The sequence below is a fragment of the Fibrobacter sp. UBA4309 genome (assembly GCF_002395745.1).
In the GTDB taxonomy this organism is placed as follows: Bacteria; Fibrobacterota; Fibrobacteria; order Fibrobacterales; family Fibrobacteraceae; genus Fibrobacter.
In genome coordinates this window covers 27,735-40,176 of the sequence record NZ_DGUN01000051.1, presented here as the reverse complement: position 1 = coordinate 40,176, position 12,442 = coordinate 27,735, and the positions used below count along the sequence as shown (strand labels likewise).

Sequence of the window (12,442 nt, the reverse complement as noted above, 5' to 3'; positions counted from 1 at the left end):
TATGCGAATATTGTTTCTGACGCCGTATGTGCCGAGTGATAGGGCGGGTGGAGAAAAATTCACCAAATTGTTGCTTGAGGATTTGTCCAAGGAAAATCAAGTAGATTTGGTGTATTACAAGTATTCCTTTGATAAAGAGTACGTGTGCCCGAACGAAAATATTCGCGTTCTGAAAGTTTGTAAGAATTCTACGCTGGTGAAGCTTTGGAACAGTGTTAAACATCCGACGCTTCACCCGACTTTCTCCATTCGTTTTAGCTACAGGTTGCTGCGTTTCTTGAAAAAAGCATGGAAGCAGAATTCCTACGATTTGCTGTATCTGGACCATAGCCAGATGCTTTTGTACGGCAAACATTTCCCGGATGCCAAGAAGGTCCTGATGTCGCACGATGTCATGGCGGAACGCTATGGGCATAATGGCGGCCTAGTTGCAAAATTCGTGAGACAGTCTGAAGGCCGCTTGATGCATATGCCCAAGTTGACCATCTTTACATTTAGCCAGAAAGACGTTGACTTGGTGCAGAACGCGTATGGTTTGCCTTCCCTCTATACGAATTTCTATTTGGACGAGAACATTGTAAAGGCCGTGCCTCAAAAGGTCGAGGACCGCCTTGTCTTTTTTGGCAAGTGGAAACGCCCTGACAATTTTGATGGACTGAAATGGTATTTTGACAATGTTTATCCTAGTCGGCCGAAAACGGAAAAATATGTGATTATCGGAATCGGCTTGCCGGATGATTTCAAGAAGTATGTCGAAAACCTTTCAAACGTGGAATATTTGGGCTTTGTCGACAATCCGTACGAAATCATTGCGAACAGCAAGGCTGTTATTTCCCCGATTTTTTCGGGGGCTGGCGTAAAGGTGAAAGTTGTTGAATCCCTTGCGTGCGGCACGCCTGTTATCGGGAATGAATTTGCCTTTGAAGGCATTTCGAAGGATTTCTCGGATTTCATGCTGCTTGCAGAATCGCCTTCGGATTATGCGAAGAGAATAGATTCAATTGTATTTGATTGTGCCGCCAGGGGCGAATTTAAGAATTTATTCCTTAGAAAATATCAGAGCAGGTCGATTCCCGCTTATCTGAAAGAGTTGTAAATTTGCTTATCTATATAATCATATTCGCCCTGTCAACGCTGTTTTTTTATAAAGCGTCTAGAATTAGCGATGCTAGGCAGCGTTGGTTTTTGGTGTTGCTTTCCATTTTGCCGGTGGCATTGATTGCCGGTGTGCGCGATGATTGCATTGGCACGGACGTTTTGGTGTATGGTAAAGATTGCTTTTTAGATGTCTATCATAGTAGGTGGTATTCAGAAATAGATCTCGTTTGGATGATCCGCATGGAACCGGGTTATTTGTTTTTGAATTATTTGGTAAGTCGGTTTACAGATAGTTATAATGTTTTTTTTGGTGTTCTGATGGCCTTGCAGATGTTCTTCGTGATGAGAGCTCTGCTAGTGTTCAGGAATCGTATGCCTGTATGGTTGGCGCTTCTTGTTTATTATTTCTCATATTACAACATTTCGCTGAACCAAATGAGGCAAAGTGCGGCTTGCGCAATAGTCCTGTTTGCCTGTACCTATGCGTATAAGCGTAAATTGCTGCCCTTCTTGATCGTTGTCGCGTTTGCTTGTACCTTCCATATATCCGCATTTGTGGCTTTTGCTATCTATCCCCTGTTCATTTTTCTTAGAAGAACCCAGTCGTATAAAATGATGTGGTCCATGGTGATTATGGGGATTGTCATGGCCTTATTGGTCCAGAAGTCGGTGGATGTGGTGTTAGCGACAATGGGATTGAATGCCGACTATGCGCATTATTTTAAAGACAGTACGCATGGGTTCTTTATTACGAAATTCCTAATTACACTGCCCATGCCGATCATTTTCTTTTGTTATAGGAAAAGGTTTTTCAGAAAGGAAACGATATACTTGGCGTTTTCTTTGATTGTCATGGTCGTTGCAACGCAAGCGAGAGAACTTATCGGCAATGATGCCGAACGTATTATGAATTATTTCGTAATAACCCAAATTTTTGCTTTGCCATTTGTTTGTGCGCATTTGAATAAGACCTGGCAAAAGGTGGTGGGAACTCTGGGAATGTGTTTTTATGTCGCATATTGGTATTATATGTTTATATATAATGGTTATCACGACACGTTCCCATATACATCGATTATTTTGAAACAGTGGCTGTAAGATGAATGAAAAAATAGATTTTGTTCTTTTGTGGGTCGACGGGAATGACCCGAAGTGGCTCGCTGAGAAAAACAGATGGGATCCGAATTATACCCCCGAGTCGGTGATTCGTTTTCGTGATTGGGATAATCTACAGTATTGGTTCAGGGCTGTTGAAAAATTTACTCCGTGGGTAAATAGAATCCATTTTGTAACCTATGGACATTTGCCCAAATTCTTGAATACGGAGCATCCTAAATTGCATATAGTGAAGCATTCCGATTTTTTGCAGCCCGATGTTTTGCCGACGTTTAATTGCAATCCTCTGGAACTCAATTTGCATAGAATTCCGGAATTGTCGGAGCAATTTGTCTATTTTAACGATGATATGTTCCTTTTGAAAAGTCTGCGCCCGGGATTCTTTTTCAAGAAGGGCCTCCCTTGCGACAGGGCTGTTTTTAATGCGCTTATTCCGAATGGGGAATCCTTGTTCAGTTTAAGGGCCAACAACATGGCGCTGGTGAACAAAAACTTTTCGAAGAAAAATTGTTTAAAACGAAACTTCTGCAAATATTTTTCGCTAAAATACGGATTGAATCTGTATAGAAATCTTGCCTTGATACCATGGGGACAGTTTACGGGATTTTATGACGACCATCTTCCGATAGCCCATACCAAGACTCTCATGGAAGAGGTTTGGAACAGTGAAGCTGAAACTCTTGAAAAGACGACGATTCATAAGTTTAGGCAAAATGACGACGTGACCAATTGGCTCTTTAGGTACTGGCGCTATGCGAAGGGGAACTTTGTCCCTTGTAAAAGCAGAGGTCGGTTCATGGAAATATCGGAATCATCCATGAAGGAAATTGAGGACGTCATTTTGAATCAGCGCGAGCCGATGGTCTGTTTGAACGATTCTGATCCGAAGATGAATTTTGAAAAATTGAAGAACGAGCTTATAAAAATATTTGACAAGTTGCTTCCCAATAAGTCTACCTTTGAAATTTGACCATGTATAATTACTCCATCATTATTCCGCACAAGAACTTGCCGAAGCTTTTGCAGAGGTGCCTTGATTCGATTCCTGAACGGGATGATGTTGAAACGATTGTCGTGGATGACAATAGCGATCCTTCTGTTGTCAATTTTGAAAAATTTCCAGGCCTTCAAAGAAAGAATGTTCAAGTCGTTTTTGACAAAACGGGCCTGGGGGCAGGGCATGCTCGCAACGTCGGCCTTTTGAAGGCCTCGGGTAAGTGGCTTGTATTTGCAGATTGCGATGATTTCTTTGAAAAAGATTTGCTTGATTCCCAAATGGACGCCTTCAAGGATGATGTTTGTGACCTTGTTCTTTTTAAGATAAATTATAAGGATTCGGAATCCCTGGTGATTGCAAATTTTGAGCATAAGGCGAATTCTATTTTTGATTTGGCGAAAAAAGAAAACGACCAAGGCTATATTCGATACAGACGAAATGCTCCATGGGCGAAGTTTATTCGTCGAGAGCTTGTTGAAACCAATAATGTGAGGTTTGATGAAACTCGCTGGAGTAATGACGCCTGGTTCAGTACACGGATAGCTTTGCTTGCCCAAAATGTTGAATATATAGATTCTCGCATATACAATTATACGTACAGAAACGACTCCTTGATTAAAGCGTCTTCTGTGGAAGCCTTGCGATGCAGGCTTGATGTCGCTTTAAAATGTGAAGGCTTGTTGATTGATGACGGCTGCGCTCAATACAGGGCAAAACATGTTGAATATTGGTTCTATTTGTTGTTAAAGAAATCCCTGTGGAAGGGAATTTGCAATTGCTCTCGTGTCGTGAAAACTATAGGATTGAAGGGCTTTGTCAGAGGATTTCTTTCAAATTTGAAAAACGATATGTTGAAGAAAAAATCCTAGAAAGCGAATGAAGTCTGTGCGAAACTAATTGTCCTGATTTATGCCTATGAGAATCTTTTTGATTGGTTTGATGTGTTTTTTGGGCGCCTGCGCTTTTGATGAAGGCGATTCGGAATTGTGCTTTATTGGCGATTCTATAACACACCAATGGGACTTGGATTATTATTTTCCTGGGTATAGCATAAAAAAACATGCTGTTGTGGGTGCTAAGGTTCAAGATATTGATAGATGGGATGTGTCGGATTGTGAAGGGCTTACAACGGTAATTTTAATCGGAACGAATGATATAGGATTGATTCGATCAGGTGATTCAAATGCAAAGTCGAGTCGAAGTTATTTCGCAAAACTTTTTATGGAACGCGCAAGAAGAATAAATGCGGAAAAGTTGGTAGTCGTTTCTATTTTGCCTCGAAATTATTTGGGGGAACAAGATACCTCCGTGAACTTGAATATTGAATTGCAGAATGCCGTTTTGAAAGATTCTTTGCAATCGTCGTCGCTTCGATTTGCTTTTGTCAATGTGTTCCCTTATTTCCTTGAGAAGGGGTACGAAATAGATGAAGACCTGTTGTATGATGGTCTACATCCAAGTCCCGAAGGCTATGAGGTTTTAACTAGGAGAGTGCGAGAAAAATTATGAAAATCCGACTTCTTCTGATTTGCTGCTTGTTATTTATATCCTCCTCCTTCGCGTCTTACTATATGTTAGGCATGCGTAATTCGAAGTACGCTTATGCCGCATACGAGAATACAAGGCATTGGGGCGTGGCTTTGGAAAATTCCATCTTTGTTGAGGAAGTCGAACTCCAATATGCAAGGGCGGCGGCTTTTTACACGTTTTATCTAAACTTTGGGCTCGAAGGGGCCTATACGCTTTATTATGGTCGCCGTTACAATGGGGATTTTTATGATGTTGGCGCCATGTTGATGTTGAACTACAATATAGTGGGGCGGCTTCTTCAGATTGGGGGGACGTTCCAGCCCTTTTATGATAGTGATTTAAAGTCCAAAAATGCCTATAATGCCTGGGTGCAGACAATCCCTTTGGATGAAGTAGGCCTTTTTCTTGGAATAAAGAATCAGGCTGAATATAGGGACTTGGAAAGACGGGCCTATATGGGCGTGGTTTTTGACTTGCCTCATATTGTTTTGAAACCAGAGGTCTCTACGCCTTTGGAAAAAGGGTGCAAGTCAACGACTAGGATAACGGTGAATTTTATTTACAGAAATTCGCTTTAATCTTGCTAGTAGTCTTGTGATACAAGAATTCCCATAAATAAGCGAAAAGAACTGGTAATCCGACCCCGGCAATAAGGTAAATGGCTATGAGCAAGGCGTTGTCGTTTGTAAGTGGGGTTAGCCGGGCGAGGTTTACGGATTCGTCCAATTCGTGAAGTATACATGTAACGGCTTTAAATGCCAATAGATGTAATCCCATGATATAAAAGGATTTCTTTCCGACAATCTGGATTCCTTTGCCCAAAAGAGAACTTTCGATTTTTTTTGACAGGAAGCAGATCGCATATAGGGCGCAGGTAGATCCGATTGCGATATGGAACAGATCGTGGAATTTGTTGTCGTTTAAAAGGATGTTCCCGTTGAATAAGAAGTTTTGCCATGACGCGATGACTGCGCATAAAAAAACGGGGAGAGAATCAAACTTGACTTTTTTGACTTGGAACAAGTATTGGCCGCAACAAAGGAGGGATAAAACGACGAGGGTGTTGCTGAATCTATTTAGGGTCCAGTCAAATTGATTAGAAAGTACGCTGGATGCCGTGGACAAAAATACACAAATGCACACCCGAGCTAGAGGATATTGGTCTTTCCAAATTTTTTGGGAGAAAAAAGTGATTAATGAATAGCCGATTAAGGCGAGGCATAAGACATACGCAAACCACAAGGGGCTAACGATGGGCTCTCTTCCGGCAAATAGCAGCGCTTCAATGATTTTTTTGATGAAGTCTACGGAAGTATACGGTTGCAGCGCTTGACTATACCCAAGATTTGGTCCGCTGCTGTAGAACCCGATTTTAAAGAAAAAATTGTGCATTAAGATGGCGGGGATGTAAATCGCGATAGTCCATAGATAAATCGTTTTAAACTTGCTTTTTGCAAAATGAAATGGGGCTAATAATCGGTCTTCCTTTAAAAAGAATCCAGAAATAATGAAGAATGCGGGTACGTGCCAACCACCACCAAGAATTGTTTTTAAGGGGAATGCGGCGTTAAAGTCGTTGGCAAAATTGATGTGCCATAAAACAACGGCGATAATTGCAAATCCCTTTGCAATGTCAACAAAGGCGTATCGCTGATTCGGAGGAGAGGTCTTGGCGGTAGAATTGCCCATATTTTAAAGATAATTTAATTTTCAAAGGAATTATATGCGACTGAATAGAAATTATACGAATTAAACTAAATGGCCTAGTCCACTTTGCGGCTGAAAGTGTGTTTTTTGTTCTTTTATGCTTGTTGCTTTTTGGTTATTTGCTAGAAAAAGATTAAATTTAAAGATTATGAAAAGGCTTTTCATCTTTTTTTTCTTTTGTTGCTCGTTTGTAGGGATGTCCTTTGCCGACCCTATTAAAGTCGCAACCTGGAATATCCGTATTAACATAAAGAAAGATTCTATTGCGGGGAATATTTGGGGTAATCGCCGCGAAGCGATTGTAAAGATGGTGCAATCGAACGATTTTGATATTTGGGGCGTTCAAGAAGATTTTAACAAGGAATTAAACGAATTGAACTCTATGTTACCCTATTTTTCGCGAAAAGGGTTCCCTAATCATGAAAATGGCAAGGTTGGCACATTTAATTCCGTATTTTACAAGAAGAAAAGGTTTGACGAACAGAAAAGTGGAATGTTCTATTTTGCACCGCGGGAAGATGTCCCGATGCTGGGATGGAATGGCAAGTACATTCGCTCTTGTACGTGGGTGAAATTGGTGGAACGGAATACCTCCCGTGTCTTCTGGGTTTTCAATACGCATATGGATTATGCGGGTGGGGAAGTTGAAGCAGAATCCTGTAAGATGTTGCTTCGCAAAATCCGTGAAATTGCTGGAGAAAATGCTGCTGTTATTGTTATGGGTGATTTGAATTTTAACCAGGATAGTCCGGGTTATGATATTTTGACTAAATCGGGTGTTATTGAAGACTGCATTAATGTTGCCCAGAAAAAGATAAAAGTGGCAGGAACCTTTAATAATTTTGAAAAGGACCGTAAATCAGATAAACGCCTGGACCATATTCTGGTGACGAAGAATATAAACGTCTTGGAATACAACGTTCTTTTGGATACTTACCCTGACCAATATGGTGAAAACCGTTTCCCGTCGGACCATTTCCCTGTTGTCGTCAAGATCAATTTGGAAAAGAAGTGATGCTTGGACTGTTAAGAAGGACTCTGCTGGGCTTGAGCGTATGCTTTTTGCTGGCCTGTTCGAACGGATATGAAGAAACGGAGTTGTGTTTCATCGGAGATTCTATTACTGAATTGTGGGATCTCGATTATTATTTCCCGGAATTCTCGATTGTGAAGATATCTAAGTCTGGAGCCAAGGTCCAGGATGCGCTGGGCTGGAATATCGCTTCCTGTGAGGGGAGAAAAACGGTTGTTCTAATCGGTACTAATGATATTGGGTATGTGAATACGGATAATAAGAAAATAAAGGAAACCGTTGAAGATCGCTATGTTGAAATGTTGAAGAAGGTCCCTTATGAGTCTGTTGTTGTTGTGTCAATCCTTCCGAGGAATCTGCATGATCGTCAAGATGAAGGCGTAAATAAGTTTATTGAATCGTTTAATCAGGGCCTTAAGGACCGCGTGGTGCGAGATGTTGAAAACGGCTCTTTTGTCGATGTGTTCTCCTTCTTTTTAGATGATGGCTATGAAATAAAAAAAGAACTGTTTAACGACGGCCTGCATCCCAGTCCTGCAGGATATGAAGTTTTAAGCAATGAGTTGAAGAAGTTCCTATGAAAACGTTAAAATGCCTGATATTTCTTTTAACATTTGTGGCAGGAAACGCTCTTGCGGCTGTTGCTTTTGTTGGTATGGAAAATTCAAAATATGCTATTGCTGGGTTTAGGCCTGGTAGAAGCGCTGGTATTGCCTTAATGCATTCGCTATGGGTCCAGGACGCTTCGCAATATGTTCGTTTGAGCCCCTTTTATTATTTCCATCTAAATGAAAATCTCTCTGGACAGTATTCGGTCTTTTATGGGACGACCTATGAGCAAACGTATTATGATTACGGGGCCGACTTGTTTTTGAGGGCGTTGTTTTTTAACCGTTTGATTGAACTTGACGGCCGCTTTAGACCCCAATATGATAGCGATTTGAAATTCAATTATGGCTATGAATTTGTTGGCAAAATTTCAGGATGGAGGGACATCGCTGTTTTTGGGGGAATAAAGAATATTCCCGAATTCCGGAAAGCGGAAGGTCGGTTTTTGGCGGGAATGAGCTTTTCTGTCAAGAATTTGAGCGTGTCCCCTGAGATTACGATTCCAACAAACCTGAAAACGCAATATACCAGGGTCCATGTAAATTTCTTATACGAGCTGTCTTTTTAAAAGGCGATTGATTCCGTCGTGTACAAAAGAACATGACGAGATGGCTACAAAAATGCTAATTGTGGCGCCTATTCTGCTGTAGGATGTGTACGGAATGGAATTGAAGAATTGATAGCTGAATTTGATGGACTCGTATGTCAATAGGTGGATGATATAAAGCTCCAGGGAATACTTTCCAAACCAGCTAAGAATTTTGTGGAAGAAGCCGTTCCATTTTTGTGTGATATTGAATAGAACGCAGACGATTGGGATTGTAACGAGCCTGAGTAAACAATCGGCAAATGGCTTTATGAAGTCGTTGTCCGAAAGATTTGAAAGAACGGCCATGACAAAAATACAACCGAACAACACGATGTGTGCTTTTGAGGTCTTGGTGTTTGAGTAGGCGTACTTGCCTAGAAGCATGCCTAAAAAGAACATCCATATTTTGGGGAAACCTAATTCTACAGATTTATAGTAATCTGCAAAAAGATTATGAATGGCGTAGCAGAGGGAAATCCATAATGTGACAAGGACAAGACATTTGACATGGGGACTCATTTTTCCGCTGAATAGAAAACGGTAAATAAAGGGGAATGCTAAATAAAGCGCAAGGGAAACAGATATGTACCACATGGAGTCGTTTCCGAAAACCCAGAATTTTAATGTCAGAAGACGCAATGTGGATTCCAGCAATGTGGAGCTAGATATAATGGTGGAATAGACGATGAATGCAAACGAAATCAGCATGTAGGGGATGAAAAGACGGTAGATTCTTTTTTTGTAAAATGATTTTGTATTGGAATCTTTTTGCCAAGAATAATAAAGTCCTAATCCGGACAAAAGAAGGAACCCTTCTGTAAAAACCAAACCTGTAAAAGGTCTAAAGAATGCTGTCGGGATGATTGAAGCTATTTTTGCCCATGACAGATAATGGGCGAGCATGACGCCCAATATGCCGATTCCCATCAGGGCTGACCTGTACTTGCTTAAATTGGAAAATTGAAACATCTGATTACAAATCGATGCCGAAGTAATCGCGGCACTTTTGGATATATATGTCGTTCTGGTTCTCAAAAACATTCTGGTTTCTGAGGGCCGTTTCCTTTAATACGGGGTCCGTAATCTTGTAGGGATGGGGAAGCTTGTTCGGAACGGGACAAATGGGGATGTTGTTTACCCGTTCTATGAAGGCAAGCCAGATGTCATCGGCTTTCAGGCATTGTTCAATGATTGTTTCCAATTGAAAATAGGGCTTGCTAAAATCGAATATTTTCGGGGGGTACAGAACTCCGCCGATACCTACGGAAATGAGGTCCTTGTCCCCTTTTTTCAAATGGGTTACTTCTTGCGTCCAGGTGTTGTAGGGCATGCTTTCGCCGTTTAAGCCCCGCGAAATTTGATGGACTCGCCTTGCGGAAACGGCTTCTGGATTTTTAAGGAAAGAACTGTAAAGAGACGATACGGTGTCCTTGGCATAGATTACGTCGTCATCGACCGTGATGATGGCTGCGTCAGGATACTCCTGCATTGCATAGAAATACTTTTTATGCGGCTTTATATCTTCGCAGATGTTTCGTATGATAAGGCCTTTCTTTTGCAATTTAGTGACTTTCGAAGGAACGTCTTTTAATTCTACGGTCTTGTCAAGATATAAAACAACCTTGTCCGGCTGTTTTTTTTGGTTCAATATGCTTTTTATGACTAGGTGCAGTGTGTTGAACCGTGCGGGGTAGCTAGTTAAGGATACGACTACCGGGATCTCTCTGTTTGTTTGCTTTAAGCTTGGTGCAGGAAGAATCTTATAGAAGTAATTCCAGAATTTTGTGATAATTTTTTCTTTGTAATAATTTCCCTTACTCTTAATCAGGTCTTTGATGAAAAAAGAGGGCGTTTTGAAAATCATCCTTAGAAGGAGTTTGCGGGCATCTTTGGAATTCTTTTGCGTTTTGGCCGCTTTCCAGCCGCTTTTATAGTCAAAATAAAGGGTCCTTTTGCGTGCTTTTTTGACTTGTGCAGAAGGCTTGTAAAGCTTGTTTATAAGATCGTTGAAGGATTCGCTTCGATAAGCCCAGCTGATTTTATTGCTTTCTGTGACCCCGCTTCCGCGGCGGTATACAGACGATATAACGGGATTGAAATGAATTTTTCCCTTGCTTGCGAAAAAAGCCCACATGCTTGTATCAAAACCGGATTTGCCTTCTTGGATGAATTCTGGGATGAACTCTGAACGATAAAGGACGGAAGCTGTGGGAAATCTTCTTTTGACAAGTAGGTCCTCTTGAGTGATGTCGTGCTCAGGCTCGGTGGAGAAAGGCTTAACAATATTGGTCTTTGTAAAGAGAATGCGGGCGTTTTCTGTAGAAAGGACGTAATCTGGGTGGCTCTCTAAAAAATCGGCTTGCCTTTGGATTTTGTTAGGGTCAGTCCAATAATCGTCCCCCTCGCATTCGGCATAGTACTTCCCTTGCGCCAAAGGGAAAATGAATGTGCACCAAATGGGAACTTTTTTTGAATATTGATTCTCGGTTTGGTAAATGCCTTTTACTTTGCCTGGGTTCTCGGCTTCGTATTTGCGAATAATGTCTGCCGTTCCATCTGTTGACGCATCGTCATGGATGATGATTTCAAAAGGGAAATCTGCTTTCTGCATGAGAAAGCCTTCAATTGTTTGCGCAATGAAATCCTTTTGATTGTATGCCGCGCAAAGAATGGATACGAGAGGTTTTTCGTTCATGTTTTTTAGATATAATCCTTCACATCATCGAAATCGTAGCCGATTTTGCGATAATCGGTAGATTTTAGCGCCGATGCTATCGTAATCAAGGCCGATGCAACTGGAGTTGAAAAACCTTTATGGGCGGCTAGTTTTTCCAGCATACATAACTCCATGGGGACGTCTTCATAAATGTAGCGGGTGTCCAAACTGGCCGGTCCCTTGGGACCGCCCGTTGCAGCGTAATTTCTGAACACCTGTAGGCTATCTATGGAAAGGTCCTCTTCGTTCCTCCATTTGCATGCGTCTAAGTAGTTAATGTCATTTTCTCCACCGTAGGCGCGGATGACCTGTTTCTTTTCTTCGTCAAGTTTTTCGATCAGGTTCCATACGGAAGGTGAAAATGCTTCCCGGTACATCCAGAATTCGCCCTTCGCGTATTCGATTCTGCTTGCCGACATAATGGCACCGATAGTGTGGACGACCATGTTCGGGTTGTGCAGCGTTGATTCGATTACGTTGGTTCTTAAATACTTGTGCGTGCCGAACAAAGATGTGACAACCGGTAAATACTTTTCGTCGGCCTTGTGGAGGAACGATACAGCATTGCGAACATTCTTGAATAAAATTTCGACTTTGCCAGGAGCTATGATGCGTGCATCGTACGGGGTGGATTCGCCCTCAACATAAATGATGTGCTTGTCCTTGGTGTACTTGGCGAATTGAGTCGAACCCATATTGCCGGGGATCAAAAATACGATTTGACCGTCCTTCAGCAGCGGACCGACTCTTTTGGCCAGGTCGCGGTGTTGTAGGCTCTGAGTCAGAATCATGACCGCCTCGGCGCCTTCCAAGCCTTTTTCGATATCTCTTGTAATAAGCTTCGGCTTTAGTGCAAATTCCTTGTTGTTATCGGTCGTGTCTAGACAACTGATTTCGCCTGTTTTTAAAAGCTGCTCAAAGTTATCGTCATGCAGACTATGCGAAGTCTTTATCAGATTTACCTGATGGCCATTTTGCATCAACTTAATGGATTGGGCACAACCAGAATTTCCTGCTCCAATAATCGCTACTTTCATTTAATGGTCT

Annotated in this window: 13 protein-coding genes; 9 read left to right on the top strand and 4 right to left on the bottom strand. The window is 41.6% G+C overall.

What is annotated here, in order from left to right; all coding sequences use genetic code 11:
* Position 1 precedes the first annotated feature (1 nt).
* From B3M32_RS07415 to B3M32_RS07390, 6 genes are all read left to right on the top strand, one after another.
* Complete coding sequence (locus B3M32_RS07415; protein ID WP_290744748.1) at positions 2 to 1,096, top strand: glycosyltransferase; 1,095 nt, start codon at positions 2 to 4, stop codon at positions 1,094 to 1,096.
* Positions 1,097 to 1,098: 2 nt separating this feature from the next.
* A complete protein-coding gene (locus tag B3M32_RS07410) occupies positions 1,099 to 2,196 on the top strand; it encodes an EpsG family protein (protein ID WP_290744746.1) in 1,098 nt (365 codons plus the stop codon).
* A 1-nt stretch (position 2,197) separates the two neighbouring features.
* The gene (locus B3M32_RS07405) at positions 2,198 to 3,184 is read left to right on the top strand and encodes a Stealth CR1 domain-containing protein (protein ID WP_290744744.1); all 987 of its coding nucleotides are present in this window, start codon (positions 2,198 to 2,200) and stop codon (positions 3,182 to 3,184) included.
* Between the two features lie 2 nt (positions 3,185 to 3,186).
* Positions 3,187 to 4,080 (top strand): glycosyltransferase family 2 protein, encoded by an 894-nt coding sequence (locus B3M32_RS07400; protein WP_290745089.1) that lies wholly within the window; start codon positions 3,187 to 3,189, stop codon positions 4,078 to 4,080.
* A 46-nt stretch (positions 4,081 to 4,126) separates the two neighbouring features.
* A complete protein-coding gene (locus tag B3M32_RS07395) occupies positions 4,127 to 4,720 on the top strand; it encodes an SGNH/GDSL hydrolase family protein (RefSeq protein ID WP_290744741.1) in 594 nt (197 codons plus the stop codon).
* Positions 4,721 to 4,791: 71 nt separating this feature from the next.
* A complete protein-coding gene (locus tag B3M32_RS07390) occupies positions 4,792 to 5,319 on the top strand; it encodes a hypothetical protein (protein ID WP_290744739.1) in 528 nt (175 codons plus the stop codon).
* On the opposite strand, the gene B3M32_RS07385 is transcribed toward B3M32_RS07390, so the two are convergent.
* Positions 5,297 to 6,430, bottom strand: a complete 1,134-nt coding sequence (locus tag B3M32_RS07385) for an acyltransferase family protein (RefSeq protein WP_290744737.1) — start codon at positions 6,428 to 6,430, stop codon at positions 5,297 to 5,299. The two genes, B3M32_RS07390 and B3M32_RS07385, sit on opposite strands and share 23 nt — an antisense overlap.
* 166 nt (positions 6,431 to 6,596) lie before the next feature.
* Here B3M32_RS07385 and B3M32_RS07380 point away from each other — a divergent pair, with 166 nt between their 5' ends.
* Genes B3M32_RS07380 through B3M32_RS07370 form a run of 3 tightly spaced genes read left to right on the top strand, consistent with a single transcriptional unit; the run spans position 6,597 to position 8,658 of the window.
* Positions 6,597 to 7,463 carry an endonuclease/exonuclease/phosphatase family protein gene (locus tag B3M32_RS07380; RefSeq protein WP_290744735.1) on the top strand — a complete coding sequence of 289 codons (867 nt, stop codon included), beginning with the start codon at positions 6,597 to 6,599 and terminating at the stop codon, positions 7,461 to 7,463.
* Positions 7,463 to 8,062, top strand: a complete 600-nt coding sequence (locus B3M32_RS07375) for an SGNH/GDSL hydrolase family protein (RefSeq protein ID WP_290744733.1) — start codon at positions 7,463 to 7,465, stop codon at positions 8,060 to 8,062. The genes B3M32_RS07380 and B3M32_RS07375 overlap by 1 nt, the downstream gene beginning before the upstream one ends.
* On the top strand, positions 8,059 to 8,658 hold the full coding sequence (locus B3M32_RS07370; RefSeq protein WP_290744731.1) for a hypothetical protein: 600 nt from the start codon (positions 8,059 to 8,061) through the stop codon (positions 8,656 to 8,658). Before B3M32_RS07375 ends, B3M32_RS07370 begins: the two co-directional genes overlap by 4 nt.
* Here B3M32_RS07370 and B3M32_RS07365 read toward each other — a convergent pair.
* The 3 genes from B3M32_RS07365 to B3M32_RS07355 are packed head-to-tail and all read right to left on the bottom strand — an operon-like array spanning position 8,638 to position 12,432.
* Complete coding sequence (locus B3M32_RS07365) at positions 8,638 to 9,648, bottom strand: acyltransferase family protein (protein ID WP_290744729.1); 1,011 nt, start codon at positions 9,646 to 9,648, stop codon at positions 8,638 to 8,640. The two genes, B3M32_RS07370 and B3M32_RS07365, sit on opposite strands and share 21 nt — an antisense overlap.
* 4 nt (positions 9,649 to 9,652) lie before the next feature.
* Positions 9,653 to 11,374: a glycosyltransferase family 2 protein gene (locus B3M32_RS07360; protein WP_290744727.1), complete on the bottom strand. Its 1,722-nt coding sequence runs from the start codon at positions 11,372 to 11,374 to the stop codon at positions 9,653 to 9,655.
* Positions 11,375 to 11,379: 5 nt separating this feature from the next.
* A complete protein-coding gene (locus B3M32_RS07355) occupies positions 11,380 to 12,432 on the bottom strand; it encodes an NAD/NADP-dependent octopine/nopaline dehydrogenase family protein (RefSeq protein ID WP_290744725.1) in 1,053 nt (350 codons plus the stop codon).
* Positions 12,433 to 12,442 lie beyond the last annotated feature (10 nt).